General features: G+C 69.5%; 20 protein-coding genes. 8 read left to right on the top strand and 12 right to left on the bottom strand.

The features are described from left to right. Positions 1-21 precede the first annotated feature (21 nt). Positions 22-261, top strand: a complete 240-nt coding sequence (locus KRR26_RS29070) for a hypothetical protein (protein WP_120209102.1) — start codon at positions 22-24, stop codon at positions 259-261. Positions 262-318: 57 nt separating this feature from the next. Here the strand turns inward: KRR26_RS29070 and KRR26_RS29065 are convergent, their stop codons facing one another. Beyond that, a complete protein-coding gene (locus KRR26_RS29065) occupies positions 319-1,350 on the bottom strand; it encodes a hypothetical protein (RefSeq protein ID WP_217081395.1) in 1,032 nt (343 codons plus the stop codon). A 183-nt stretch (positions 1,351-1,533) separates the two neighbouring features. Here KRR26_RS29065 and KRR26_RS29060 point away from each other — a divergent pair, with 183 nt between their 5' ends. From KRR26_RS29060 to KRR26_RS29050, 3 genes are all read left to right on the top strand, one after another. Then, positions 1,534-2,451: a hypothetical protein gene (locus KRR26_RS29060; protein ID WP_217081394.1), complete on the top strand. Its 918-nt coding sequence runs from the start codon at positions 1,534-1,536 to the stop codon at positions 2,449-2,451. 198 nt (positions 2,452-2,649) lie between these two features. After that, positions 2,650-8,454: a HAMP domain-containing protein gene (locus KRR26_RS29055; protein ID WP_217081393.1), complete on the top strand. Its 5,805-nt coding sequence runs from the start codon at positions 2,650-2,652 to the stop codon at positions 8,452-8,454. 8 nt (positions 8,455-8,462) lie between these two features. Beyond that, positions 8,463-10,436: a hybrid sensor histidine kinase/response regulator gene (locus tag KRR26_RS29050; RefSeq protein ID WP_217081392.1), complete on the top strand. Its 1,974-nt coding sequence runs from the start codon at positions 8,463-8,465 to the stop codon at positions 10,434-10,436. Positions 10,437-10,450: 14 nt separating this feature from the next. Here the strand turns inward: KRR26_RS29050 and yedA are convergent, their stop codons facing one another. Next, positions 10,451-11,380, bottom strand: a complete 930-nt coding sequence (gene yedA, locus KRR26_RS29045; protein WP_233577352.1) for a drug/metabolite exporter YedA — start codon at positions 11,378-11,380, stop codon at positions 10,451-10,453. A 187-nt stretch (positions 11,381-11,567) separates the two neighbouring features. On the opposite strand from yedA, the gene hrcA reads away from it, so the two are divergent. Then, positions 11,568-12,599 (top strand): heat-inducible transcriptional repressor HrcA, encoded by a 1,032-nt coding sequence (gene hrcA, locus KRR26_RS29040; RefSeq protein WP_217081391.1) that lies wholly within the window; start codon positions 11,568-11,570, stop codon positions 12,597-12,599. A gap of 18 nt (positions 12,600-12,617) precedes the next feature. On the opposite strand, the gene KRR26_RS29035 is transcribed toward hrcA, so the two are convergent. From KRR26_RS29035 to KRR26_RS29005, 7 genes are all read right to left on the bottom strand, one after another. Continuing rightward, a complete protein-coding gene (locus KRR26_RS29035) occupies positions 12,618-14,873 on the bottom strand; it encodes a TonB-dependent receptor (protein ID WP_217081390.1) in 2,256 nt (751 codons plus the stop codon). 100 nt (positions 14,874-14,973) lie between these two features. Next, on the bottom strand, positions 14,974-15,438 hold the full coding sequence (locus tag KRR26_RS29030) for a PDZ domain-containing protein (RefSeq protein ID WP_328707233.1): 465 nt from the start codon (positions 15,436-15,438) through the stop codon (positions 14,974-14,976). Positions 15,439-15,531: 93 nt separating this feature from the next. Continuing rightward, positions 15,532-16,440 (bottom strand): lipid kinase, encoded by a 909-nt coding sequence (locus KRR26_RS29025; protein ID WP_328707232.1) that lies wholly within the window; start codon positions 16,438-16,440, stop codon positions 15,532-15,534. 323 nt (positions 16,441-16,763) lie between these two features. Beyond that, entirely contained in the window at positions 16,764-17,165 is a 402-nt protein-coding gene (locus tag KRR26_RS29020) for a hypothetical protein (protein ID WP_217081389.1), read from the bottom strand. Between the two features lie 231 nt (positions 17,166-17,396). Then, positions 17,397-18,113, bottom strand: a complete 717-nt coding sequence (locus tag KRR26_RS29015; protein WP_120209110.1) for an HAD family hydrolase — start codon at positions 18,111-18,113, stop codon at positions 17,397-17,399. A 45-nt stretch (positions 18,114-18,158) separates the two neighbouring features. Next, positions 18,159-18,959 (bottom strand): hypothetical protein, encoded by an 801-nt coding sequence (locus KRR26_RS29010; RefSeq protein ID WP_217081388.1) that lies wholly within the window; start codon positions 18,957-18,959, stop codon positions 18,159-18,161. A 75-nt stretch (positions 18,960-19,034) separates the two neighbouring features. Beyond that, positions 19,035-19,382 carry a hypothetical protein gene (locus KRR26_RS29005; protein ID WP_120209112.1) on the bottom strand — a complete coding sequence of 116 codons (348 nt, stop codon included), beginning with the start codon at positions 19,380-19,382 and terminating at the stop codon, positions 19,035-19,037. A 226-nt stretch (positions 19,383-19,608) separates the two neighbouring features. Here KRR26_RS29005 and KRR26_RS29000 point away from each other — a divergent pair, with 226 nt between their 5' ends. From KRR26_RS29000 to KRR26_RS28990, 3 genes are all read left to right on the top strand, one after another. Next, positions 19,609-20,607: a site-2 protease family protein gene (locus KRR26_RS29000; RefSeq protein ID WP_120209113.1), complete on the top strand. Its 999-nt coding sequence runs from the start codon at positions 19,609-19,611 to the stop codon at positions 20,605-20,607. Continuing rightward, entirely contained in the window at positions 20,604-21,341 is a 738-nt protein-coding gene (locus KRR26_RS28995) for a hypothetical protein (RefSeq protein ID WP_217081387.1), read from the top strand. The genes KRR26_RS29000 and KRR26_RS28995 overlap by 4 nt, the downstream gene beginning before the upstream one ends. Before the next feature lie 137 nt (positions 21,342-21,478). Further along, entirely contained in the window at positions 21,479-23,458 is a 1,980-nt protein-coding gene (locus KRR26_RS28990; protein ID WP_120209216.1) for an ATP-dependent DNA helicase, read from the top strand. Between the two features lie 366 nt (positions 23,459-23,824). On the opposite strand, the gene KRR26_RS28985 is transcribed toward KRR26_RS28990, so the two are convergent. The 3 genes from KRR26_RS28985 to KRR26_RS28975 form a co-directional block, all read right to left on the bottom strand. Then, entirely contained in the window at positions 23,825-24,223 is a 399-nt protein-coding gene (locus KRR26_RS28985; RefSeq protein ID WP_217081386.1) for a DUF5684 domain-containing protein, read from the bottom strand. A gap of 171 nt (positions 24,224-24,394) precedes the next feature. After that, the gene (locus KRR26_RS28980; RefSeq protein ID WP_120209115.1) at positions 24,395-25,501 is read right to left on the bottom strand and encodes a type IV pilus twitching motility protein PilT; all 1,107 of its coding nucleotides are present in this window, start codon (positions 25,499-25,501) and stop codon (positions 24,395-24,397) included. 1 nt (position 25,502) lies between these two features. After that, the coding region (locus tag KRR26_RS28975) for a type IV pilus twitching motility protein PilT (protein ID WP_217081385.1) at positions 25,503-26,902 on the bottom strand (1,400 nt) is incomplete at its 5' end.

Below are 26,902 nucleotides of genomic sequence, written 5' to 3'. Positions count from 1 at the left end.
GGGACAGCCGGAGGCGCCGCCATGCCCGTGGATACCAACCGCCGCGTCAGCTCATCCCGCCCCGTGGGCCGGGTGCTGGGGGGGCAGGACCGCTTCGAGAAGGAAGGCGTCGAGGGGCCGCCAGAAGGTGGACTCGCGGCGACTCGCCGGGAGCGGCTGTCGGGCGGTCCTCCGTCGTCCGCGGGCGAGGAGAGCCCCTTCGCCGCGAAGCTTCGCCGCCTGGCGGATGGCGCGGCGAAGAAGCCCGACGGCGGACGCTGAGACGCGCGTCGGCCGCCGAGGCGGACCCCGGCGGCCGACTTCCTCGCGGCGTTCGCGTTACCGCGGCGCCACGCGCTGCTGCGGCAGCACGAGCACGCGGGTCAGGTAGTTGTCCCCGTTGGCGGTCAGGTTGTAGGCCGCGCGCACCTGACTCCCGGGGGGCAGCCCCTGGATGAGCGGCGAGCCCTGGCCCGTGCGCAGGTCGTAGATGGCGCCCGACTCACTGTCGCGCAGCGCCAGCCGGTCCCTGCCCACCGCGGCCACCTGGCCCTCCATCACCACGCTGGCCACCACGGTCCTCGGGCTGGCCTTCACCGCGCCGCCCGAGCCCCCCGTGCCCGCGTTCTCGCGTCGCAGAGAGGTCACCTGTTGCTGGAGCGAGTGCACCGTGGCTCTCAGCTGGGAGACCTCGTGCTGCAGTGGCTCTAACTCGGTCGCCCCTTGGCGCAGCGCCACCGCGGAGTCCGCGCGGCTGCCCGCGGCCTCGGCCCGACCCCCGCCACCACTCGTCCCCGAGCCGCTCGACGTGCCTCCACCGCTCGTGCCGGTGCCCCCCTGGCCCGTGCCGCCGGGGTTCACCGTGTCCTGTCCATCCAGGCTCGCGGGCGGGGTCCCGGTACCGCCCGTGCCGGTGGAGTCATTGCCCAGGGTCCCCGTGCTGCCCGAGCCCCCCGTGCCACCGCCCGTGGTGCCCGTGCTGCCCGCGCCATTGCTCCCGCCATAGGTGCCCGTGGAACCCGGGTTGCTCGTCCCGGAGCCCGTCGTGCCCGTGCCGGTGGTGCCCTGCGTGCCACCGCCGGTGCTGGTGCCCGTGCCCGTGGACCCGGCGCCGCCCGTCCCGCCATCCGTCGTCATGGACGAGCCCGAGCCGCCGGTGCCCACGTCCACCCCGGAGGAGGTGGAGTCACCCGTGGTGCTCGGGGGCGTGGAGATGGAACCTCCGGTGGTGTCGCCGGTCGAGGAAGAAGTTCCCGACTGGCCCGTTCCCCCCTGCGTGCCCGTGGCGCTCCCTCCCTGGGGCGCGGCGGAGGCGTGGGTCGCGAGCACGAAGCTGAAGGCGAGGGCTGCTGCGGTGAGAGTGCGGCGCATGGTTGGCTCCTTTGCTGCGTTACCAGGCGCAAAGGTGCGGACACGGACGGATGGGACAAGCCAAGGGCGGACGTTCTGGGCATCGGCAGCCCGGCGGCCTGCCCCGGCTGGATTCCCGCTGCCCGGGCGCTGTGGTGTGCTGCCCCGCATGCCCGCGCGCGGCGAGCGTGGGGAGGAGTGGCGGTGAGTGGACGTGACGGTCCGGGGGCGCAGAGGCGCGCGGCGCGTGCGCCGGGACGGTCGTTCGCGCTCGCCCAGCTCCGCGCGTGGTCGCTGACGGTCGTCTCCTCCGCCGCGCTCGGGCTGCTGCTCTACGTCGTCTCGTCCAGCCTGCCCTTCGTCATCGTCTCGCCCTCCAGCGACACGAATCTCGGCGCGCTCAATCGCTGCCTGTTTCGCGCGCTGGGAGAGCGCACGCGGCTGGGGTGGGCCGTCTCTCCAGATGCCTCGCGCGCGGCGGTGTTCGGCCCGCGCGTGGTGGCCGTGTGCGATCTCCAGGGCGGCCTGTTCCGCGAGGAGGTCCCCGGCGCCACGGCGCTCACGTTCGATGGCGCCCAGCGCCTCTGGGTCGCGGCGGGCCATCGCCTGCTGCGCGAGGAGGGCGGCGCGCTGCGCCCCGTGGGGGACTTCTCTCCGCCCGTGTCGCTCGCGGGGCATGCCTCGGGCGTGCTCGCGCTGGATGCCTCGGGCCAGCTCGTCTCCGTGTCGCCCGAGGGGGCCGTGCTCGGCCAGGTGATGCTGCCGGGGCCCGGAGGCCGGCTGTCCGTGGGCCCTGGCGGCACCCTGGCCACCGTGGTGTGGGGCGGGTGGGTGTTGGCCTACGAAGCCCGCACGCTGACGCCGCTGCTTCCCGAGCGCGCGCCGCCCTGCCCGGTGGAGTCGCTCTGGTGGCTCGATGCGCCGTCCGAGGTGCTCGTGGCCTGCGTCGCGGGCACGCCCCCTGACGCCGGCGCGCCCCAGGCATCCTTCATCCTGGATGTCCGCCTGGGCACCTCGCGGGCCGCGCCCTCGCGCCCTCGCGCCCCGGCCCGCCGCCTGCTCGGCCGCGCGCTCTACGTGCATGCCTGCGACGGGTTCCCCTGCACGGCCCCCGCGCCCTGAGCCCCAGGACAAGGCATCCGCGCTCCATGTGTTGCACGGAGAGTCGGGGGCACTTCATCAGGATTGTTCAGCTCAAAGCATTTGGGTGAATTGCTGGCCTTTGGAATCGACAAACCCGCGTACTTCCTGGAGATTCAGGCAGCCCGTCCCTCCGCTGCGCATCTTCGCAACGTACATCTCCGACCCGAGGTTTCAGCCGTGGACGAGAACAAGGCCGGCAGGACTTCCCCTGGAAGGAAGCGCGCCGCGACGGGCGCGGGCAAGGGGGCTCCCCATCCACTCCAGGCGCTGCTCACGGCGCTGCGGGCGGTGCATGACGGCGACTTCGGGGTGCGCCTGCCCGTCGAGACGGCCGACCCGGTGATGGCGGAGATCGCCCGGGCCTTCAACGCCCACGTGGCGCTCAACGCCCAGCTCACCCACGAGATGGTGCGGGTGGCGCGCGTGGTGGGGCGTGAGGGGCGCATGGCGGAGCGCGTGTCGCTGGGCGACGTGCGGGGCGACTGGGCCACCAGCGTCCAGTCCATCAACGCGCTCATCGGCGACTTGGTGCAGCCCACCACGGAGGTCGCGCGCGTGCTGGTGGCGGTGGCCGAGGGCGACCTCACCCAGAAGATGGCGCTGGAGATCGACGGTCAGCCCGTGAAGGGCGAGTTCCTGCGCATCGGCACCACCGTGAACGCGATGGTGGATCAGCTCAACTCGTTTGCCGCCGAGGTGACGCGCGTCGCGCGCGAGGTGGGCAGCGACGGAAACCTGGGCGGACAGGCGGTCGTCAAGGACGTGTCCGGCGTGTGGAAGGACCTCACGGACAACGTGAACCTGATGGCCGGAAACCTCACGGCCCAGGTGCGCAACATCGCGGAGGTCTCCACCGCGGTGGCCAACGGCGACCTCTCGCGGAAGATCACCGTGGACGCCAAGGGCGAGGTGCTGGAGCTCAAGAGCACGCTCAACACCATGGTGGACCAGCTGCGCGGCTTCGCGTCCGAGGTGACGCGCGTGGCGAAGGAGGTGGGCACCGACGGGAAGCTGGGCGGACAGGCGGATGTGCGGGGCGTGTCCGGCGTGTGGAAGGACCTCACGGACAACGTGAACTTCATGGCCTCCAACCTCACCAGCCAGGTGCGCGGCATCGTGCGCGTGGTGACGGCGGTGGCCAACGGCGACCTTTCCCAGAAGCTGTCCATGGAGGCGAAGGGGGAGATCGCCGCGCTGGCGGACACCCTCAACGGGATGACGCAGACGCTGTCCATCTTCGCGCAGCAGGTGACAGACGTCGCGCGCACGGTGGGCGTGGAGGGGAAGCTTGGGGCCCAGGCGGAGGTGCCGGGCGTCGCGGGCACGTGGAAGGACCTCACCAACAACGTGAACCTGATGGCCAACAACCTCACGGCCCAGGTGCGCAACATCGCGGAGGTCTCCACCTCCGTCGCCAACGGGGACCTCTCCAAGAAGATCACCGTGGACGCCAAGGGCGAGGTGCTGGAGCTCAAGAGCACGCTCAACACCATGGTGGACCAGCTGCGCGGCTTCGCGTCCGAGGTGACGCGCGTGGCGAAGGAGGTGGGCACCGAGGGGCGCTTGGGCGGACAGGCGGATGTGCGGGGCGTGTCCGGCGTGTGGAAGGACCTCACGGACAACGTGAACGTGCTGGCCGGCAACCTCACGGACCAGGTGCGCAACATCGCCAAGGTGACCACGGCGGTGGCCAACGGCGACCTGTCCCAGAAGATCACCGTCAGCGTGAAGGGCGAGGTGCTGGAGCTGAAGAACACCGTCAACACCATGGTGGACCAGCTGCGCGGCTTCGCGTCCGAGGTGACGCGCGTGGCGAAGGAGGTGGGCACCGAGGGCAAGCTGGGCGGACAGGCCGCGGTGCCCGGGGTCGCGGGCGTGTGGAAGGACCTCACGGACAACGTGAACGTGCTGGCCGGCAACCTCACTGACCAGGTGCGCAACATCGCAAAGGTGACCACGGCGGTGGCCAACGGCGACCTCTCTCAGAAAATCTCCGTGGAGGCTCGAGGCGAGATGCTCGAGCTGAAGAGCACCATCAACACCATGGTGGATCAGCTCCGCGCCTTCGCGTCCGAGGTGACTCGCGTGGCGCGCGAGGTGGGCACGGACGGCAAGCTGGGCGGCCAGTCCGACGTGAAGGACGTGGCGGGCGTGTGGAAGGACCTCACGGACAACGTGAACAGCATGGCCTCCAACCTCACCAGTCAGGTGCGCAACATCGCGCTGGTGACCACGGCGGTGGCCAACGGGGACCTGTCCAAGAAGATCACGGTCGATGCGCGCGGCGAAATCCTGGAGCTGAAGAACACCGTCAACACCATGGTGGATCAGCTCAACTCGTTCGCGTCCGAGGTGACGCGCGTGGCGCGCGAGGTGGGCACCGAGGGCAAGCTCGGCGGACAAGCGGATGTGAAGGGCGTGTCCGGCGTGTGGAAGGACCTCACGGACAACGTGAACTTCATGGCCTCCAACCTCACCACGCAGGTGCGCGGCATCGTGCGCGTGGTGACGGCGGTGGCCATGGGCGACCTGCGGCAGAAGCTGGTGGTGGAGGCCAAGGGCGAGGTGGCCGCGCTCGCGGAGACCATCAACAACATGACGGACACGCTGGGCACCTTCGCCGAGCAGGTGTCCACCGTGGCGCGCGAGGTGGGCGTCGAGGGGAAGCTGGGCGGACAGGCCCGCGTGCCCGGGGTCGCGGGCACGTGGAAGGACCTCACGGACAACGTGAACTTCATGGCCTCCAACCTCACCACGCAGGTGCGCGGCATCGTGCGCGTGGTGACGGCGGTGGCCAACGGCGACCTCACCCAGAAGCTCATCGTGGACGCCAAGGGCGAGGTGGCCGCGCTCGCGGAGACCATCAACAACATGACGGACACGTTGGGCACCTTCGCCGAGCAGGTGTCCACCGTGGCGCGCGAAGTGGGCATCGAGGGGAAGCTGGGCGGACAGGCCCGCGTGCCCGGCGCGCGCGGCACGTGGCGGCAGCTCACCGACAACGTGAACCAGCTCGCCGGCACGCTGACGAGCCAGCTGCGCGCCATCTCGGACGTGGCCACCGCGGTCACCAAGGGCGACCTGACCCGCAGCATCACCGTGTCCGCCGAGGGCGAGGTCGCCGCGCTCAAGGACAACATCAACCAGATGATCGTCAACCTGCGCGAGACGACGCAGAAGAACCAGGAGCAGGACTGGCTCAAGACGAACCTGGCGAAGTTCAGCGGCATGATGCAGGGCCAGAAGTCCCTGGACGCTGTCAGCCGCCTCATCATGAGCGAGCTGACCCCGCTGGTGTCCGCGCACCACGGCGCCTTCTTCCTCGTGGATAAAGACGGCGGCCAGCCCACCCTCAAGCTCACCAGCACGTACGCGTACCGCGAGCGCAAGTCGCTCACCAACCGCTTCCGCCTGGGCGAAGGGCTGGTGGGGCAGTGCGCCCTGGAGCGCAAGACCATCCTGCTCACCCAGGTGCCCGCCGACTACATCACCATCTCCTCCGGGCTGGGCGAGGCCGCGCCGCTCAACATCATCGTCCTGCCCGTGCTCTTCGAGGGCGAAATCAAGGCCGTCATCGAGCTGGCCAGCTTCCACCCCTTCAGCACCATCCATCAGCTGTTCCTGGATCAGCTCACCGAGAGCATCGGCGTGGTCCTCAACATGATCATGGCGAACATGCGCACGGAGCAGCTCCTGTCCGAGTCGCAGCGCCTCACGCAAGAACTCCAGAGCCAGTCGCAGGAACTCACGCTCCAGCAGCAGGAACTCAAACGCACCAACATCGAACTGGAGGAGAAGGCGCTCCAACTGGAGGACCAGAACGCCCGCGTGGAGGAGAAGAACCGCGAGGTGGAGCTGGCCCGCGTGAGCCTGGAGGACAAGGCCGCGCAGCTCACCATCATCTCCAAGTACAAGAGCGAGTTCCTCGCCAACATGAGCCACGAGCTGCGCACGCCGCTCAACTCACTGCTCATCCTGGCCAAGCTGCTGTCGGACAACCGCGAGGGGAACCTCAGCAGCAAGCAGGTGGAGTACGCCAACACCATCTACACCTCGGGTGGGGACCTGCTCAGCCTCATCAATGAAATCCTCGACCTCTCCAAGGTGGAGGCGGGGAAGATGCAGGTGGAGCCCCGAGACATCGTGCTCGCGGAGCTCAACCAGTTCCTCGACCGCAGCTTCCGGCCCGTGGCCGAGCAGAAGGGGCTCGACTTCACGGTGGACGTGCAGCCCGGCACGCCGCGCCACATCCGCACGGACCCCCAGCGCCTCCAGCAGGTGCTGAAGAACCTGCTGTCCAACGCCTTCAAGTTCACGGACTCGGGGGGCGTGAAGCTCACCGTTATGCGGGCCGAGCCGTCCGCGCGCTTCGACCATGAGGTGCTCATGCGCGCGCCCACCGTCCTCGCGTTCGAGGTCGAGGACTCGGGCATCGGCATCGCGCGGGACAAGCAGCGCCTCATCTTCGAGGCGTTCCAGCAGGCGGACGGCTCCACCGCGCGCAAGTACGGCGGCACCGGCCTGGGCCTGTCCATCAGCCGGGAGATCGCCAAGCTGCTCGGCGGCGAAATCCACGTGCGCAGCGAGCCGGGCAAGGGCAGCACCTTCACCCTGTTCCTGCCGCAGGACTACCAGGGCCTGGAGGAGGACGGCCTGTCCGAGCCCCCACGCGCAAGCGAGCCGCCCGTCGCGACGCCTGGGCCGTTCGCCGCGCCGGACGTGGTGGAGACCGCGCTCCCGCCGCACTCGGACGTGATGCCTCCCCTCGCCGCGGTGGAGGACGACCGCGAGCACATCCGCGAGGGGGATCGCGTCCTGCTCATCATCGAGGACGACCTGAAGTTCGCGCGCATCATGGTGCAGATGGCGCGCGAGAAGGGCTTCAAGGCCCTGGTGGCCACGCGAGGCGACAGCGGCCTCTCCATGGCCAATGAGTTCCAACCCCACGCCATCACCCTGGACATCCAGCTTCCCGTGGTGGACGGCTGGAGCGTGTTGGACCGGCTCAAGCGCAACCCGCGCACACGCCACATCCCGGTCCACATCATCAGCGTGATGGACAAGAACCTGGGCAACTCCCAGGGCGCCTTCGGTTACCTCACCAAGCCCGTGAGCAAGGAGGGCCTGGAGCGGGCCTTCGGTCAGCTCTCGCGCTTCCTCGAACGCAAGACGCGCCACCTGCTCGTCATCGAGGACGACGACGTGCAGCGCGACAGCCTGGTGAAGCTGCTGAGCGAGGGCGGGGACGTGGAGGTGACCGCCGTGGCCACGGGCGCCGAGGCGCTGAGCAAGCTGGAGGAGGCGGAGTTCGACTGCCTCGTCATCGACCTGCTCCTGCCCGACATGGACGGCATGAAGCTGCTGGAGGAGGTGAAAACCCAGGCGCGCTTCCGCGACCTGCCCATCGTCGTCTACACCGGCCGCGAGCTCACGCCGAAGGACGAGGCCCGGCTGCGCCGCTACACCGGCAGCGTCATCCTCAAGAGCGGGGTCAAGAGCCCGGATCAGCTCCTCAGCGACACCGCGCTCTTCCTCCACCGCCTGGACCAGAACCTGCCCGAGCGCGCCCGCGCCGCCCTCGCGCACCGAGACGAGGGCGATGCCACGCTCGCGGGCCGCAAGGTGCTCGTGGTGGACGATGACATGCGCAACATCTTCGCGCTCACCAGCGTGCTGGAGAACCACGGCATGCAGGTCACCTTCGCGGAGAACGGGCGTGCCGCCATTGAAATGCTGGAGCAGCACCGTGACGTCGATGTGGTGGTGATGGACGTGATGATGCCGGAGCTGGACGGGTACGAAACCATGCGTGCCATCCGCAAGGACCCTCGCTACGCCAGCCTGCCCATCATCGCCGTCACCGCGAAGGCCCTGAAGGATGACCGGGAGAAGTGCATGGCCGCGGGGGCCAGTGACTACCTGCCCAAGCCCGTGGACACCGACAAGCTGCTGGAGCTCATTCGCCTCTGGGTGAGCGCCTGAGGGTGGGTATGACGCCCAATGAACACGGCCAGGAAGGCGCGGGAAATCCGCCCGCGGTGTCTCGCGCCAGCATCCTGCTGGTGGACGACCATCCGTCCAACCTGCTTGCCCTCGAGGCCATCCTCGAGCCGCTCGGTCAGGACCTCGTGCGCGCCACCAGCGGCGAGGAGGCGCTCAAGCACCTGCTTCATCGGGACTTCGCCGTCATCCTGATGGACGTGCAGATGCCGGGCATGGATGGCTTCCAGACGGCCTCGCTCATCAAGCAGCGCGAGCGCACCCGCACCACGCCCATCATCTTCCTCACCGCGCTCAGCCGCGACGCGGACCATGTCTTCAAGGGCTACGCGCATGGGGCGGTGGACTACCTCCTCAAGCCGTTCGATCCGGAGATCCTCCGCTCGAAGGTGAGCGTCTTCGTGGACCTGTTCCTCAAGGAGCAGCAGATCCAACGCCAGGGCGCGCTGCTGCGTCAGCGTGAGCGCGAGGCGCTGGAGCAACTGAGCGAGCTGCGCTACCGCCGGCTCACCGAGTCCCTGCCCGAGGCGATGTGGGCCGCGCGCGCGGATGGAACGCTCACGTATGCGAACCGCGCGTGGCGCGACTACACGGGACGGCACAGTGAGCGGACCCTGTCGCTGGCCACCTTCCTGGAGGACGTCCACCCCGCGGATCGCGAGCGGCTGCGCACCACGTGGACCCAGGCGGTGCGCCATGGCCTGCGCGTGGAGCGGGAGTTCCGCCTCAAGCGCTTCGATGGCGTGTACCGCTGGCACATGGCGCGCGCGGTGCCGGAGCGGGACGAGGACGGCCGGGTGGCGGGGTGGCTCGCCGTGGCCACGGACATCGACGACAAGCGCCGCGCCGAGCAATCCCTGGCGAGCTTCAAGGCCACGCTGGATGCCACGCTCGACTGCGTCCTCATGTTCTCGCCGGACTCGCTGACGCTCACCTACGCCAACGCGGGCGCGGCCCGTCAGCTCCATGGCACCGTCGAGGAGCTGATGGGGCTGGGCATCCTCGACGTGGAGAGCGCCTTCGACGAAGAGGGCTTCCGCAAGCTCCTCGCGCCGCTCATGTCCGGCACGCTGCCCTCGCAGACGTACACCACCACGCACCGGCGACGTGACGGCTCGGAGGTGCCGGTGGAGGTGATGCTCCAGTTCATCCCCGGCGACGAGGGGCCCGGCCGCTTCATCTCCGTGGCGCGCGACATCACCGAGCGTCAGCGCGCGGAGACGGCGCTGCGACTGGCCAGCGAGGCCAAGGACGCCTTCCTCGCCGCCGCGAGCCACGAGCTGCGCACCCCGCTGGCGGCGGCCAAGGGCCACGCGCACCTCGCGCTGCTCAAGCTGGGCGGGCAGACCGAGGCCGGGCCGGGCAAGTCGCTGAAGATCATCAACCGGCAGATCGACCGCATGGCCAAGCTGGTGGAGGACCTGCTCGACATCAGCCGGCTGCAAGCGGGCCGCTTGTCGTTGGAGCTGGAGCGGTTCGACCTGCGCACGCTGGTGAACGAGACGCGCGACCGCATGGCCGTGCTGTCCCAGGCCCACGAGCTGACCGTGGAGGGCCCCGAGTCATTGGAAGGAACGTGGGACCGCGGGCGCGTGGAACAGGTGCTGACCAATCTCCTGTCCAACGCCATCCGCTACTCGCCCGAAGGCGGACAGGTGCGGGTGCGCCTCTTGCGCGATGGCGACACGGGCGTGCACCTCGTCGTGCAGGACCAGGGCGTGGGCATTCCCCGCGAGAAGCAGGCGCTCATCTTCGAGCGCTTCGGTCGCGCGCACGGCAGCAAGTACGGCGGCCTGGGCCTGGGGCTCACCATCAGCCAGGGCATCGTCGAGCAGCACGGCGGACGCATCTGGGTGGAGTCCGCGGGCGTCCTGGGCAAGGGCTCCGCCTTCCACGTGTGGCTCCCGCGCGAGACGGAGGCGCCCTCGCCGCACGTGGGCAACGGGCCGCCCCCCGCGAGCTGACCGACTCGGCGTGGCTAGCGCTTGCGGCGCGCGATGAGGATGACCGACACCAGGATGGTCGCCATGGCGACCCAGGTGACGGGGCGCAGGGACTCGCCCGCGAGCCCCACGCCCAGCAGCACCGCCACCGCCGGGTTGACGTAGGCGTAGCTCGTCGCCAGCGCGGGCCGCGCATGGCGCAAGAGGTAGCCATACGCGCTGAAGGCCACCAGCGAGCCGAAGACCACGAGATAGAAGAACGACAGCACCGCGCGCGGCTCGGGCACTCCCGTCAGGTGCTCGCCCATCGCCAGGCTGATGCCCAGCATCATCGCGCCGCCGCACAGCATCTGCGCCGCGGTGGCCATCAAGCCCTGGGGCAGCGGCAGGCGGCGGCTGAACACGGAGCCGAACGCCCAGCTCAGCGGCGCCAGCAGCATCGCGAGCATGGGCAGCGGGTGACCTCCCAGGTCGCCTCCCAGGTTGAGCACCACCACGCCCGCGAACCCCAGCGCCAGCCCGCCCAGCTCCGCGCGGCCCGGCCACTGCCCGAACACCCCGCCGAAGAGGGCGGCCCACAAAGGCACACTGCCCACCAGCACCGCGGCCACCCCCGAGGGCACCCCCAGGTGTTGCGCGAGCGCGACTCCGCCGTTGCCCACCACGAGCAGCAGGAACCCGATGAGGGCGGACGCCCCCCACTGCCGCGGGGAGGGCAGCGGCGCTCCTCTGAGCCACATCACCGCGAAGAGCAGCGAGCCCGCCGTCAGGAAGCGCGTCCCTGCCATCAGGAAGGGCGGGAAGCTCACCAGCGCCCACCTCATGGCCAGGTAGGTGGAGCCCCAGATGACGTACAGCGCGAACAAGCAGAAGAGCAGCCATCCTCGCTGCGCCCCGGCGGGCGCGACGTCTGAGGTGGGGGCAACCGGGGCGGGCGTCGAGGGGGCGGGAGCGGAGGTAGACACGGGCGGCGGTCTTCTAGCGTCCGACCTTCGCGCCCGCGATGTGCGCATTGCCACACCCAGGTGCGCCGCGGGGGAGGGCCCGGCTCGCCGCCTGCCCGTTGCCCCACGCGGTGGTGCCCCTTTACACTTTCGCTGGAGCCACGGCGCATGATGCGAGCCGGGTCGCGGCTCCGGAGTGTGAACCGGGATGTCCGAGGAGCTGGGAGACCGCGAAAAGGAAGTCCTGCGCGCCGTCGTGCAGGAGTACATCACCACGGGCGGCCCTGTCGGCAGTCAGCAGCTGACGCGCAAGGCCGAGTTCGACGTGTCGTCCGCGACCATGCGCAACGTGCTCGCGGACCTCGAAGCCCTGGGCTTCCTGGAAAAGCCTCACACCTCGGCGGGCCGCGTCCCGACGGACCGGGGTTATCGGTTCTACGTGGACACGCTGGTGAAGCTGCGAGACCCGACGCCGAGGGACCGCGAACTCATCCACGCGGGGCTGGTGTTGGACACGCACCTGGGCGACGTGCTGTCGGAGGCGAGCCGGGTGCTGCACTCGTTGACGCGGCACGCGGGCGTGGTGCTGGCGCCGCGACCGGATGCGGCGGTGTTCCAGCGCATCGAGTTCGTGCGGCTGCGCGAGGACCGGGTGCTCGCCATCCTGGTGGGCCACAACGGACAGGTGCACAACAAGGCGCTGACGGTCGATTTCCCGCTCACCTCCGATGAGCTCATCAAGGCGAGCAACTACCTGTCCGAGCTGCTGCGCGAGGTCCCGTTGGAGGAGGCGCGCGAGCGCATCCGGGTGGAGATGGACCAGGAGCAGGCGCTCTACAACGCGCTGACGGCGAAGGCGCTGCGGTTGGGCGCAGCGGCCACGGACCTCCAGGCGCCGGAGCGCGTGTTGATTGAAGGCACGGGCTCGTTCCTGGAGCAGCCCGAGTTCGCGGACGTGGAGCGGATGCGCGCGCTGTTCCGCGCGTTGGATGAGAAGCACAAGCTGTTGCACCTGTTGGACCGAGTGCAGCGCACGAACGCGATGCACGTCTTCATCGGCGCGGAGAGCGAGTTCTCCGCGGCCGGGGACGTCACGGTCATCGCGAGCCCGTACGGCACGGGAGAGCAGGTGCTGGGCACGGTGGGCGTCATCGGCCCCACGCGCATGGACTACCGGCGCGTGATTCCGTTGGTGAACTTCACCGCGCAGGTGCTCTCGCGCGTGCTGGAGAAGGCGTAGGCGCCGCGCGCACGGCGCTCAGAAGTCGCACCGCGCGGAGAGCCGAGCCTGTCGCGGGGGCTGGTACTGGAGCGGCAGCCCCTGCGCGTCGAGCCGTGTCTCGGCCTGCGCGTTGAGCACGTTGAAGACATCCAGGCCCACCGTCACCGAGGTGGTCGGCGTGAGCGCGTAGCGCGCGTCGGCATGGGCATCGAGCGACTGGAGCCAAGGAAGGCGCCGCGCCGTGCCCGCGACGGGAGTCCCCGAGGCCCCGAAGTACGCGAACCCCACCTGTGCCGAGGTCGACTGCGAGAACGAAATCTTCCGGTGGCCGGAGGCCTTGAGCACGTGCGTGCGGTCGGTGGACAGCAGTCGCTCCGATGAGAGCGATGCGCGGTCTGCCTCGGCGCGCAGCTCCGCGAGCGGCAGCAGGCCCGGGGAGTTCCCGCGGAGCCGTGACCATGTGTAGCTGATGCGCCCGTCCCACTCCTCGAACGGGCTCCGGAAGATCTCCACCGTGACCGCGTCGTAGCGGCGCGTCGAGCGGGCCAGGTCCACGCCCAGTCCCGTGCCCGGGTTGACGATGGCGGTGGTGCCGTCATCGCGAGTGAGCGCTTGGAGTCCATTGCGCCACTCGCGATGCGTGAACGTGGCGCCCAGGACGATGTTCCTGAGGGCCTCGTATTGCAGGCCCGTGACGAACTCGCGCGCGGTGGGCGCGGTGAGGCTGGGGTCGGCCGTGGTGTTCTCCTCGGCGAACAGTCCGAGCGGAAGCGGGGCCTGGAGTTGCCCGATGTGAGCGAAGAACCGCGAGTGATAGTTGCGGAGTGGATCCAGCGAGAATCCCAGCCGAGGCGAGAAGGTATTCGCGACTCGAAGCGACGTCTCGCCCACGGCTGGCTTCAGCCATTGGGCGTCGTAGCGGAGGCCCGCGTCGAGGGTCAGAAAGTCGAGGAGGTACCATTTATCCTGCACATAGCCGCCGACGAGCTGGCTCGTGACGAGCGCCGGGGCAGGCGCATCTCGCAGGGCCTCCACATCCAATCCTCCTATGAACATGTGCTTCAGCAGGGCTGGAGAGCCACGCGGGAGAACCAGCACGCTGGAGTGCACTTGATAGCGCTCCTGGGTGTGCTCAATCGACGAGGCCGTGTCTTGGAGATGGAGCCAGCCCGCATTGACGTCGAACCAGAGTAACTGCTCCATCGCTGCCCCGGAGTAGCTCAGCGAGGTGAGCCTGGCGAGATCATGCGTCTCCGTCGCTTCCGCGGAAGGTGCCGAGGACTCAGCTGACGTCATGAGGGTGCTCAGGGTGAGGAGATGATGGGCGTTGGTCAGATAGGTCAGCTTGGCCAGCGCTTGGATCCCGCGCTGATCCGTGAACGGGGTCGTCGAATCGGAGGTGCGAAGGAACGCGGGCGCGACGCCCGCGAGGAACCACAGCTTGTTCTCGAGGAGGGGGCCCGCGATGGTGGCGCCAAAGTCCGCTTGATATTGGAGGACTCGGTTCGAGGCGGAGGTGCTGCCCAGCGCCCTGGGGACCCAGTGGCTGAAGATGGTACCGCGAAGAGAGTGCTCGCCCCATCGCGTGATTGCCTCGACAGTTCCGCCCAGGTGTTGACCAGACTCCGCCTTGGGACCGCCCGTGATGATGAGTGCGTTTCTGAGGAACTCCGTGTCCACCGGCAGCGCATTGGCGCCCGTGGCTGGGGCGTTGGTGGTGAGGCGGTCGAGCAGATAGTGATTCTCGAAGGCCGTGGCGCCGTGGATGGTGAGGCCCAATGCCTCGCTCGTCACGCCCGGCGTTACGTCGAGAACGCGGTCCAGCGAACGGAACGGCGTGCTCTGGGCCGACGGTCGAGCCCGCTCGAAGCGCCAGCGCTCACTCTCCAATATTTCCTCGCGGGTCGTCGACTGGTCCTTGTCGACGGCCACGCTGCAGGGCCCTATTGCGACGTAAGATTCGGAGCCTTGGAACAGTTCGGAGTTGATGCGCGGGGTGCGCCCCGGCCGCAGGATGATTTCCTCTCGGAGCCATGGGTTGTATTCGCTGTGCTCGAAGCGCAGCGCATAGATGCCGGGCGGCACATCCTCGATGCGGAAGTTCCCCTCGGCGTCCGTCACCGTGGTGCGCGGCTCCGCGAGCACAGGTGACGTCGCGGTCACGACGACGTCGGGCAAGGACTGCTTCGTCTCCCCAGACACCACGTGCCCCGTGAGGGCCTGCGTGGTGCGTGCTTCCGAGGGTGGATTCGCAGCCGTTGCTTCCTCCGGCGCTGTTCCACCCGATGCCATGACGACCACACTCGCCAACCAACCCCAACCCAACCCAGACATGGACATCACCCCTCCGGCCCGTGGCGATCATGCCATGCATGCGCAACGGACCGCGAGGTCAGTCCGCGCGAGACACCCGTACCTCGCGCTCCGTGCCGCTGTCGTCTCGGACCTGGAGTCGAACCGATGTGCCGGGTGGACCGAACGTGCGGGCCTCGGCTTCCTGTGCGTCGCGGACTTCTTGTCCATCCACCGCGAGCAACCATGCGCCGACGTGTGCCCCCGCGCGGTCCGCGGGCCCATTGGGAATCAACCAGGCGATGGCGACGCGGCCCTGCTCCTCGCGGAAGCCCGCGCCCACCGTGCCCGGCGCGGCCCGCCGTGTCTCCGGCGCGGTGGGCTCGAGTCGCTGGGTCTCGTCATGGGCGGGCACGGCCCCGCGCGCATTCGGGTCGAGCGTGGCGGTGACGTGAGGCCGAAGACTGGGTGAGCCCGGTGGCGGCATGCGCAGCCACAAGAGCAGCATCGCCGCGCAGCCCAAGGTGCCGGCGAAGAGGAGTGGGAGGCGGGAACGCTGGCGCACGGGCTCGTCCTCCGTCGAGCGGCGGGGAACCGCCACGGTGAACACCGAGCCTAGGCCAGAAGTCTCACGCTCGCGAGAACCCCACCCGGCGTCTCAGTGCGGCGCGGGCGCGTAGACGCGAAGGGCAGCGGGGGCCACCTCGAAGCGCACCGGTGTGCGGCAGCCCAGCTCGCCGTCCACGTTCACCTCCAGGGCCGGCTGGGTCTCCACGTAGAGCCGCGCGGTGCGGAGCGTGATGACCGATGGGTGCTCGGGATGCTCGCCGGTGCGCAGCCCCAGCGCCACGCGCGCCAGCGTGGCCACGTCCTGCAAGTAGCCCAGGCCCGTGCCAGTCCTTCCACCCTCCGAGGACGCCGCCGCGACGGCATACACATGCAACAGCCGGTCATCCAGCGTGGCATCGGGCGCCACCATGTTGCCGGCGCCATGGAAGAGCCCATTGCCCACCACGAGCTGGAGCGCGTCCAGCTCCAGCATCTCGGTGTCGGCTTGCAAGCGCAGGTGGAAGGGACGCAGGTCGCGCACCTGCGCGGCGGCGGCCACGGGATACGCGAGCTTGCCCGCGCGCTGCTTGAGGCGCTTCGTGAGCCGCCGGGCGATGCCCGCCGTCAGCCCCACGCTCGCGGCGTTGAGGAACGGCCGCCCGTTGGCGAGCCCCACGTCCACGCGCGCCGCGTAGCCTCTCGCGATGACCGCGCAGGCCGCCTCCATCGAGTCGGCGATTCCCAGGGAGCGGGCGAAGTCATTGCCCGTGCCCAGGGGTAGGACTCCGAGCGTCACGTCTCGGCCCAGCAGCGCGCCCACGGCATGGCTCACCGTGCCGTCGCCGCCGCCCACCAGGATGCGACGCACGCCGCCGTGAATGCCTTGCTCCAGCACCGCGCGCAGTTGCTCCGGCGTCGCGAGCGCATGCGAGGACTGGAGTGTCACCCCCAGCGCGGCGAGCCGCTCGCGTGCCTGGGCGAAGGCTTCGCGGCCGGAGCGTGAGCGGGTGTTGACCACCAGGATGGCGGGGCCCTCGTCCAGGGGGCGGCGACGGGGAGGCTCGATGAGCGCGGGTTCCAGGGTGGCTCCTCCTCACGGGTGTCGTGCCCACAGGGTGTGCACGCACGCGCGCGAGGGCCAGGTGTGGGGGCGGCCGTTCCCATGTGGACAGAGGAAGTGACATGCGCACTTCCGCCGAGGCGGAGGGCTGAACACCTTGCAAGCGACGCTGGTTCCATACCGACCGGCGGGGTGCATGGGCAGGAGGTGGGGATGGCGAGAGGGAGCAAGGCGAAGTACTCGAACAGGCAGCAGCGAATGGCTCGGGACATCGAGCAGGGTTACGAGCAGCGAGGAGTTGACGAGAGCACGTCCGTGGCGCGGGCCTGGGCCACCGTCAACAAGCTCACGGGGGGCGGTATGAAGGGTGGATCCGGAAGCAGGGCGAAGGTGGCGCGTCGGCGTCCCGCCGCGCGGAAGAACGCGCGCAAGGCGGGTCGGGTGTCGGGCCGCAGGCGGTCCGTGGCGGCCGCGCGCAAGCGCACGGCGCGCAAGGCGACCGCGGCGCGCAAGCGGACGACGGCGCGTCGCTCCACGCGGGCCAGTCCTCGGCGGGCCACGCGCACAATGGGGCGCAAGTCCACGGCGCGCGCGGGAACCGCGGGCAAGCGCGTGACGTCTCGGCGCTCACGGGTCTCCGGTCGCGGCGCCAGGCGCGCCACCGCATCGCGGGGCCGAAGCATGACGAAGCGGCGCGGTTCGCGCAGATAGTGGCGCGGGCTCGTGACGAGGCCCTCGGCGGTGAAGGCCGCCGAGGGCCCATGTGTCTCGACTCAGTGACACCTCAAGCCCTCACGCGCGCCCGCGCAGGTCGCAGGAGGGCAGACTCCACGCGCATGACCCGGTTCATGGTCCAGGGGTTGGGCTCCGAAGCGTCTCGGGCAGGTCTCGGCACCCGACCGCGCATGAGGACCTCAGCGGCGGCCTTCGTCCTTGCTCGTGGCCTCGGCGCGCGTCTCCTCCCACGGCCAGCTTCGCGGATTGGACTCGAAGCGGCGCAGCAGGGCCTCCGGGTCCTTCACGAGCGTGCGACACCCCGCGGCGTTCAGGTCCTCGCGCGAGAAGCCGCCGCACAGCATGCCCACGGTGGACAGTCCCAGCCTGGTCGCGGCGAGAGCGTCATACGGTGCATCGCCCACCACCGCCGTCGCGGCGGGCGCGGGCTTTCCCAGTCGCGCCAGGGCGGCCTCGTAGATGTCCGGGTGCGGCTTGCTCTGGTCCACCTCGTCCTGGCTCGCCTTCGCCTCGAACAGACCGTCGATGCCGCACAGCTTCACGTAGTGCTTCAGCTCGTCGCCCTTCGCGCTGGTGGCCAAGGCCAGGTGGCGGCCTTCCTGGCGCAGCCGCTGGAAGAGCTCCTTCACACGTGGGAAGGCCCGGACCTTGGGGAGGAACTCGCGCAGGTACAGCGCGGAGCGGTAGTCCTCCAGCTCCTTGCCAATGCGCTCCAGCTCCTCTTCGCTGAAGAAGACGGGCAGGAGCTGATCCGCGCCCTTTCCAATCTGGCTGCGGACATGGGCGAAGGGGATGTCCCGACCGAAGTGCAGGAACGCGCGGCGCCATGCTTCGGCGTGCTCGTCCACCGAGTCCACCAGGGTCCCATCCACGTCGAAGATGACGTTCTCCACCATGCGGCACCTCCCCCCGGCGGAAGGTGGGGACGCGTGGGGGATGGGTCAACCGCCGTCCGAGCTGGCCGCCCCACTCTCCACGAGCGTGCGGCTCTGCGCGGTGTAGCCCGCCGGCGCCACCAGGGTGAACGTGTCATTGGGCAGGGCGGCCTGGAGGTCCACTCGGGAGAGCGAGGTCTCTCCTACCTGCTTGCCATCCACCCAACGGGTCAGCCGACGCGGCACGCAGAGCTGGAGCGCCGCATCGCAGTGCTCGTCCTCCACGCGCACCTCGGACGTGCCACCGTCGGGCGCGTGCGTGCGCTTGGCGAGGAAGTCCAGCGTGGGCCAACGCAGCACGTAGGCCACTTCCAGGCCCTCGGCCTCGGCGCCCTCCAGCTTCATGGACAGCTCCACGGCGTCCCTGGCGCGCGCGTGCGTCACGCGCTTCGCGGTCACGCTGCGCAGCAGCAGCGGCGCGCGGAAGCCCTCGGGCACGAAGGGCGCGAACACCTCGGTGAGAAATCCCGACAGCTTCTCGGGAGGCAGCTCATTGGCGAAGGTGGTGAACTGCTTGGGCTCATCGAGCTTCTCGAACAGGTGCGTGCCATCCCAGGCCACCGTGCGAGACATCGGCGCCGTCACCGTGCCCAGCATTCGCTGGGGCGCGCGATAGGTGAAGGTGAAGGACGCCTGCGCGCTGTCTCCCTCTCGCTGCGTGCCCTCCAGTCGGTAGTGGGCGAGCTTCGCGTCGCGCTCGGCCAGACGCTGACGCGCTTGCGACAGCAGCGCGCCGGGCTCCTCCGTGGCGGAGCGGGAGCGACAGGCGACGAGTGCGACACACGACAGCAGGAGAAGAAGACGCATGAGGGACCCAGAAAAAAGCAAAGGCCCCGCTGTTTCCAGGGGGCCTTTCTTATCCGCCAGGAAAGGCGGAGCGGACTACTTGACGGCGACGCCCGTGGCGGAGGAGCTGGTCACGCCGATGATGGTCCCGAACAGGGCGTAGATGCCGTGACGGGGCGTGGTGGAGGCGCCCTTCAGGTCAACCTTGGAGGCGCCCATGGCCTTGGCCTCGGTGATGAGGAGCTTGTTCACCACGGTGTCGAGATCGCTCTGCACGATGTCGATGATGTGGAAGATGGCCGTCAGACCCAGCGCGTTGGCCTGAACGACAGCCACGGCCTCGCCATTGGCGGCGATCTCGCTGCCGGAGACAACGGCGGACTCGACGCTGGTGCAACCCACCAGGCTGCTCGCGAGAACGGCGGACAGGATGAGCTTCTTCATGGTTGTTCGCTCCCTTAAAAACTAAGAGTTGAGCGCTTGCGAGGTGGCTGGGCGGCCTGGGCAGGCGCCCAGCCGTTCGATGAAACCTCAAGCGGCCGGGTTTCGTAGCAGATGTCAACTGTCTGTCAAGACCCGTCCCCGTCTCATTCCAGGCTGTGCTGAAAGCCTGGTCGCGTTGAATTACATCGCTCCTGTTGCTCGCCACCCGCCGAGGCTTCACCTGTCCATGGACTCCGTCTCCGTTGCCCGTCCCTATGCCCGGCTCTGGCTGCACGTCTTGTTGTTCGTGCTGACGGTGGGCACCACGTTCCTCGCGTATCTGGTGCTCTTCACGGGCTCGTTTCCGTTCACCGAAGCGGGCCTGCGTCCCGAGGATGGCGCGCAAGCGCTGGCCTTCAGCCTGTCGCTGTTGGCCATCCTCGGCTCGCACGAGATGGGGCACTACGTGCTGGCGCGGATCCACGGCGTGGACACGTCGTTGCCGTACTTCATCCCGCTGCCGGTGCCGGGCAGTCTGGGCACGCTGGGCGCGGTCATCCGGATCCGCAGCCGCATTCCCTCGCGCAATGCCTTGGTGGACATTGGCGCGGCGGGGCCGCTCGCGGGGCTGGTGGTGGCGCTGCCCATCCTCTACTGGGGGCTGCGGCACTCGGCGGTGGTGGATGCGCCGTCGGTGGCGTCGCCCTTCCCCGGAGAGTCGTCGCTGTGGGTGCTGGGAACGGAGTTGTTCCATTGGCTCGTCGCGAAGCTGACGCACGCGCCGCCGCCGCCCGAGGCGCCGCTGCGACAGGTTCAGACGTTGTTCGGTGACAGCTTGCTCATGAAGGGGCTCACGCGCCTGGCGGTGGGGCCGGTGCCGGAGGGCAAGGATGTGGCCGTGCATCCCGTGGTCATCGCGGGATGGTTTGGATTGCTGGTCACGCTGCTCAATCTCATGCCAGTGGGACAGCTCGACGGCGGACATCTGTCTTTCGCGGTGCTGGGTTCTCGCGCGCGTCGGGTGGGGCAGGGCGTGGCCCTGTTGCTGTTGTTCCTCACGGTGTTCGCCACCGCGTCCTGGGGGCTGTGGTTGGTGGTGACGAGCAAGATGGTGGGGTTCGGCCATCCGGAAGTCATTGAACCGCGCGAGCCATTGAGCCGAGGTCGTCAATGGATATGCGCCATCTGCCTGCTGGCGCTCATCGGGTGTGCCATGCCCATTCCCTTGCGGACGGTGATGTCATGAAGTTCCAGTGCGAGGCCTGTGAGCGGTTGGTCCCATTGGAAGTCTTCCGCGTCGAAGCAGGCGCGCTCGTCGTCGCGTGCGGTCGCTGCGGAGCGGAGAGCCGCGCCGCGCTGACGGTGGCCGCCGCTCAGCCCGAGGCCGTGGCCGCGGTGGCCACGCCCACGCCCGCCGAGCCGTCAGTTCGCCCGAGCGTGCCCGCGCTGCGCGTGGTGCGCACGGAGGACGCGACCGCTGTCGCGACGGGCGGCGCCCCGGTGCGCGATGACTTCAGTGCTCCGCCGGGCTTCTGTCCCAAGTGCGTGTCCCCTCGGCGCGAGGACCGTGAGTCCTGCGCGGCGTGCGGACTCGTCTACGCCAACTTCCTGGCGGAGGAGCATCGGCCCTCGGAGGTGCTGGCCCAGGGCTGGCGGGCGCTGCGCGAGCGATGGGCGGACTGGGACGCGCACGAGCAATGGCTGGCGCAGGCCCTGGCGCGAGGCGAGCTGGCCATGGCGGGGCGGCTGTATCGCCTTCAGCTGGCGCAGGCTCCCGAGGATGCGCAGGCGCGGCGCGGGCGAGAGGAGGTCGTGCGTCGCGCCGCCACCGCTTCCTCCGCGGAGATGACGCACGCGGAGGTGCCGCTGGCCGCGCGTCGCGCGAAGGCGGTGATGATGGGCATCACCCTGGTGGTGGCGCTGGTGCTCACGATGATGGCCATCCACTTCGCTGCCGGTGCGTTCCTCGGCGGACCGTAGTCCCCACCTGTTGGCCCCCCGCTGAGCGGGCGGGCGCGAGGGCCTGGCGCGGATGTGCGGTCAGGAACGCGCCGGAAGCGGGTCCCGCTGCTATCTTGACCGGCCGGGCGCTTCCTCTGGCGCACCGGCTCGCGCGCATGTCCCTCTCCGCCACTCCATCGCTCTCCGTCGACAGTCTGTTGGGCCCCGGTGGCGCCCTACAGGAAGCGTTGCCCGCGTACGAGCACCGTCCGGAACAGCTCCAGATGGCGCGCGCCGTGGAGCGGGCCTTCTCCGAGCACAGCTACCTGCTGGCCGAGGCGGGCACCGGCACGGGCAAGACGCTCGCCTATCTGGTCCCCGCGCTGCTGTCTGGGCGCCGCGTGGTGGTCTCCACCGCGACGAAGACGCTGCAGGATCAGGTCTTCTTCAAGGACCTGCCGCTGCTGCGCGAGAAGATGGGCCTCAAGTTCGAGGCCGCGTACCTCAAGGGCCGCAGCAACTACCTGTGCCTGCACCGCTACGAGTCCTTCGCGAAGGACCCGCAGTTCCCCTCGCGCGAGGAGGCTCGGCAGTGGCCCCGGCTGAAGGCGTGGGTGGGCGAGACGAAGACGGGGGACCGGGCCGAACTGGACCTGCCCGAGTCGTTCGGCGCGTGGTCGCGGCTGTCCACGACCTCGGAGACGTGTCTGGGTTCGCGCTGCCCGCTGTATGAGACGTGCTTCGTCACGCGCATGCGCAAGGCCGCGGAGGCCGCGGATCTGCTGGTGGTCAACCACCACCTGTTCTTCGCGGACCTGTCGCTGCGCAGCTCGGGCAAGCGCGTGGAGGGCGTGCTGCCCTGGTACGACGCGGTCGTCTTCGACGAGGCGCACGCGTTGGAGGACGCGGCCAGCGGCAACTTCGGCTACGGCGTCTCGAACTTCCGGCTGGAGGAGCTGGCGCGCGACGCCTCCGCGTTGCTGCCCGCCACTGACGAGCGACACACCACGCTGTCAGCCTTGGCCGCTCGGGTGCGCACGCACGCGGAGGCCTTCTTCAATCAGGCGCCGCGCGCGCTGGGCCTGTCGGGCGCGGAGTCGTCCGTGGCGCTGCGGCCGGAGAGCCTGGCGAAGCTGTCCGGCGCGATGGAGCAGGTGCGCGAGGGGCTTGCCGCGCTCGCGTCCTTCGCGGCGGGGGAGCGCGAGCCGGAGCTGGCGGCCATCCACCGGCGCGGCGAGGAGATGGTCGAGCAGCTCTCCTTCTTGGAGAAGGCCGAGTCCGCGGACCACGTGTATTGGGCGGAGTCGCGAGGCCGGGGCGTGTTCCTGCGCGCCAGTCCCATCGACGTGGCGAAGGAGCTTCGCGAGCGCCTGTATGGCGCGGTGGACACGGTGGTGTTCACCTCGGCCACGCTCGCGGCCGACAGCCGCTTCGACTTCTTCGCCAGCCGCATGGGGATGTACGACGACGAGGGCCAGCCGGTGGCTCGCGTGCGCACGCTGTCCGTGCCCAGCCCGTTCGACTTCCCGCGCCAGTCCGCGCTGTACCTGCCCACGCACCTGCCGGACCCCAGCGCGCCCGGCTTCATCGAGGCGGCCTCGGAGGAGATTCTGGAGCTGTGCCAGGTGACGGGAGGGCGCGCCTTCGTGCTCTTCACCAGCCTGCGGAACATGGTGCGCGCGTATGAGCTGGTGGCGGGGCGGCTCATGGTTCCCGCGCTGCTCCAGGGCGAGCGCCCGAAGGCCCAGCTCCTGGAGTCCTTCCGCTCGACGCCGAGCGTGTTGTTCGCGGCGCACAGCTTCTGGGAGGGTGTCGACGTGCCCGGGGATGCGCTCAGCCTGGTCATCATCGACCGGTTGCCGTTCGCGTCGCCGGGAGACCCGCTGGTCGCCGCGCGCATCCGGCAGCTTGAAGCGCGAGGCGAGGAGCCCTTCGAGCAGTATCAACTCCCGCAGGCGGCGCTCGCGCTGCGACAGGGCTTCGGGCGGCTCATCCGGACGCAAGCGGACCGAGGCATCGTCGCCATGTTGGACCGACGCATCGTGACCAAGGGTTATGGCCGCGTGTTCCTGTCCAGCCTCCCGCCCGCGCACCGCTTGGATGACGTGACGGAGCTGAACCGCTGGTTCAACGGTCCCGTCCGTCTGGTGCGCTGAGCGGCGCTCGAGCGACCCGAAAATGGGCCTGGGTGCGTATGCAGGGTGCGGCCCCTCGCTGCCCCCATGCCGCGCGAACCCCATGTCCGTGGCGCCCCTTCGCCGCTTGTTCTTTTGCTGTCTCGCCACTGGGCTGGTGCTGGGGGCGTGCGACCCGATTGTCCTGGGGCCCGCCGCGAGCGGTGAACCCATGGCGCCGGTCGCGCCAGACGGGGGCTCGTGGCATCGCGAGGACGGGGGGGCGGAGCAAGTGCCTCCGGATGACTCGGACCCCGGTGGTGGGCATCCCTGGGAACACGAACGGCGATGAAGGGCCCGGTGCCCTCCATCGCCGTCGCATGAAGCGTGGGTGTATCAGGGCGCGGCTTACGCCGTGGCCGACGGACCCTGATAGTTGGCGTCGCTGAAGCCCAGCATCGGGTAGAAGATGAAGCCCAGCAGCCCGAGGCCCAGACCGAAGCCCGTGCTCTTGCCGAACGACTTCGCCATATCCATGCCGAGGATGATGAGCGCGATGAAGTTCACGCAGGGGATCATGAGGAGCACGAACCACCACATCGGCCGGCCGACAATCTTCAGCATCACGATGATGTTGTAGATGGGGACGATGGCGGCCCAGCCCGGCTCACCGGCCTTGGCGAACGTCTTCCACAGCCCGGCGATCATCAGGCCAATGACGGCGAGATAGATGATGCCGCCCACGATGCCGATACCGCCGGCCGCCTGCTGCGCCTGAATCATCTCCAACTGCTGCTGCTCATCCATGGATTCCCCCTCCAAAGGTGGTGCCCGTGAACCACGGGCGCATTGGTGTGAAACCGAACAAAAGACGATTCCTGGAGGGGATGCAATGCGTTGGCCCCGCACGGCGTGAACACCCCTGCTTGGGTTTGCGGGGGCGTTTCGAATTCGCGGAGTTTGAGTGGGCGAAGGAGGTCAGGCCTTCGCGGACTCGGGGATTTCCCAGTCGGGCTTGAGGCGCTGGATGACCTTCACGAAGTTCTCCTTGTCGGCGGCCTTCTCCAGCGCGGACTCGGGCGTGATGACGTTGTCCTTCACCAGCCGCTCCAGGTGCATGTCGAGCGTCTGCATGCCCTGGCCCTGGCCTGCCTGCATCTTGGAGGCGATCTGGAAGACCTTGCCCTCGCGAATCATCGCGGCGATGGCGCTGCTGCCGATGAGGATCTCCAGCGCCGCGACGCGGCCCTTGCCGTCCGCGGTCTTGATGAGCTGCTGCGCGACGATGCCCGCGAGGCTCTCGGCGAGCATGCCTCGCACCTGCCCCTGCTCGTCGGCGGGGAAGGCGTTGATGATGCGGTCGATGGTGGCGGGCGCGCTGTTGGTGTGCACCGTGGCGAACACGAGCACGCCGAAGCTCGCGAGCTGGAGCGCCAGCTTCATCGTCTCATTGGTGCGCAACTCGCCGATGAGGATGACGTTGGGGTCCTCGCGGCCCGCGGAGCGGATGGCCGTGGCGAAGCTCGAGGCGTGGGGCCCGACCTCGCGGTGGGTGACCTGAGCCTTCAGCGGCTCGTGCACGAACTCCACCGGGTCCTCGATGGTGAGCACGTGCGCGGGACGCGTCTGGTTGATGTGGTTGATCATCCCGGCCAGGGTGGTGGACTTGCCGCTGCCCGTGGGGCCCGTCACCAGCACGAGCCCGCTGCGGCGGTCGGCCAGCTTGCGCACCACCTCGGGCGTCTTGAGGTCCTCGAGGGTCAGCACCTTGCTCGGGATGGTGCGGAAGACGGCCGCCAGGCCCGTCATCTTGTAGAAGTAGTTGGCGCGGAAGCGGGCCTTGGTCTCGTAGCCATAGGCGAAGTCGAGGTCCAACTCCTCGACGATCTGCCGCCTCTGCTCGGGCGAGACGATCTCGAACAGCAGGCCCTCCAGCTCGGCCTCCGTGAGGGCCTCCTCGCGCAGGGGCGTCAGCTCGCCTCGGATGCGGCCCATGGGCGGATAGCCGACGCTCAGGTGCAGGTCGCTGCCCTTCTTCTCCAGGAGCTGGTCGAACCAGGAGGCGATTCGCGGCGTGGCGCTCATGTCACGCCCCCTTCTTTCCGAGCAGCGAGCCCATCTTCGACAGCATCCGCGCACCTTCCTGCGGTGTCTGGGGCGGCGCCACGCTGACGCCGCCTCGCTTGCCGGTCACCACGGCCTCCAACTCCTCGGGGTTCTCGGCGAAGCCCTTCGCCGTCTCCAGCGAGACCTTGCCCGCGCGCACGATGTCCGCCAGCGAGTCCTCGAAGCGGATGATGCCGAGCGACTTGCCGCGCTGTTGGAGCGACGGAATCTGGTACGTCTTGTTGTCGCGGATGAGGTTGCCCAGCGCGACGGAGCCGGGGAGCACCTCGGACGCGGCGACCAGGGACTTGCCGTCCGCGCTCGCCATGAGGCGCTGGCTCGCGATGAGGCGCAGGCCGCTGGCGAGCGACAGCCGCACCTGCTGCTGATCCGCCGGAGGGAACAAGTCGATGAGCCGGTCGATGGTCTTCGCCGCGCTCGGCGTGTTCATGGTGCTGATGAGCAGGTGGCCCGTCTCGCTGGCCGCGAGCGCCATGCGCACCGTCTCGGTATCGCGCAGCTCGCCCACCACGATGACGTCGGGGTCCTCACGCAGCGAGCCCTTCAGCGCGCTGGCGAAGGTGCGCGTGGTGCTGCCCACCTCGCGCTGGCTGATGAGCGCGCGCTTGCGCGGGTGCAGGTACTCGACGGGGTCCTCCACGGTGAGCACGTGGTGCGTCGTCTCGCGGTTGATGATGTCGACGATGGCGGCCAGCGTGCTCGTCTTGCCGTGGCCGGAGGGACCGGTGATGACGATGAGGCCCTGGTGGTGGTGCGTGGCCTTCGCGATGTCCATCGGCAGGCCCAGCGACTCCAGCGTGGGCACCTCGCGGCTGATGACGCGGAAGACGCCCTTGAGGCCCGTGCGCTGGCGGCCCACGTTGACGCGGAAGCGTCCCGTCTCGGCCGAGTCGAGCGCGAAGTCGCAGCTGCCGTCCTTCTCCAGCACCGCGCGCAGTCGCTCGGGCACCACGGGGAGCAGCATGCGCTCCACGGTGGCGGCCTCCAGCACGGCGCCTTGTGGCCGCAGCTCGCCCACCAGTCGGAACAGCGCGGGTCGGCCCGCCACGACATGCAGGTCGCTCGCTCCCGAGCGCCGCGCCTCATCCAGCAACAGGGCCAGCTCACGGCCCGCGGTGGGGCCCGTGCGCGAGACGGGGATGGCGCGCGCGGCGGGCCGGGCCTCCGCGGTGGGCGCTGAAGCGGGAGCGCCCGTTCGGGCCTCCGCGCCCGGTACCGAGGCCGCCGGCATGGAGGGATGCGTGGTGCGCGCCGGCGTAACGCCGGGCCGAGCTCCCGCGGCGGGCGCGGGGGCTGCTGAGGCGGGCGCGGCGGGCCGGGCGCTGGGGGATGCGGCGGGAGGGGCCGGCGCGGCGGCGG

It is taken from the genome of Citreicoccus inhibens (genome assembly GCF_019039035.1).
Classification (GTDB): Bacteria; Myxococcota; Myxococcia; order Myxococcales; family Myxococcaceae; genus Citreicoccus; species Citreicoccus inhibens.
Note: the sequence above shows the minus strand (reverse complement) of the source record. Positions and strands in the feature narration are given on the sequence as shown.

Coding starts and splice junctions, on each gene's coding strand:
- KRR26_RS28985 (WP_217081386.1), bottom strand. CDS start 24,223: ATGGATGAGCAGCAGCAGTTGGAGATGATTCAGGCGCAGCAGGCGGCC.
- KRR26_RS28995 (WP_217081387.1), top strand. CDS start 20,604: ATGAAGTTCCAGTGCGAGGCCTGTGAGCGGTTGGTCCCATTGGAAGTC.
- KRR26_RS29015 (WP_120209110.1), bottom strand. CDS start 18,113: ATGGTGGAGAACGTCATCTTCGACGTGGATGGGACCCTGGTGGACTCG.
- KRR26_RS28990 (WP_120209216.1), top strand. CDS start 21,479: ATGTCCCTCTCCGCCACTCCATCGCTCTCCGTCGACAGTCTGTTGGGC.
- KRR26_RS29050 (WP_217081392.1), top strand. CDS start 8,463: ATGACGCCCAATGAACACGGCCAGGAAGGCGCGGGAAATCCGCCCGCG.
- KRR26_RS29005 (WP_120209112.1), bottom strand. CDS start 19,382: ATGAAGAAGCTCATCCTGTCCGCCGTTCTCGCGAGCAGCCTGGTGGGT.
- KRR26_RS29065 (WP_217081395.1), bottom strand. CDS start 1,350: ATGCGCCGCACTCTCACCGCAGCAGCCCTCGCCTTCAGCTTCGTGCTC.
- KRR26_RS29000 (WP_120209113.1), top strand. CDS start 19,609: ATGGACTCCGTCTCCGTTGCCCGTCCCTATGCCCGGCTCTGGCTGCAC.
- KRR26_RS28980 (WP_120209115.1), bottom strand. CDS start 25,501: ATGAGCGCCACGCCGCGAATCGCCTCCTGGTTCGACCAGCTCCTGGAG.
- KRR26_RS29035 (WP_217081390.1), bottom strand. CDS start 14,873: ATGGCATCGGGTGGAACAGCGCCGGAGGAAGCAACGGCTGCGAATCCA.
- KRR26_RS29010 (WP_217081388.1), bottom strand. CDS start 18,959: ATGCGTCTTCTTCTCCTGCTGTCGTGTGTCGCACTCGTCGCCTGTCGC.
- KRR26_RS29070 (WP_120209102.1), top strand. CDS start 22: ATGCCCGTGGATACCAACCGCCGCGTCAGCTCATCCCGCCCCGTGGGC.
- hrcA (WP_217081391.1), top strand. CDS start 11,568: ATGTCCGAGGAGCTGGGAGACCGCGAAAAGGAAGTCCTGCGCGCCGTC.
- KRR26_RS29020 (WP_217081389.1), bottom strand. CDS start 17,165: ATGCTTCGGCCCCGCGATGCGGTGGCGCGCCTGGCGCCGCGACCGGAG.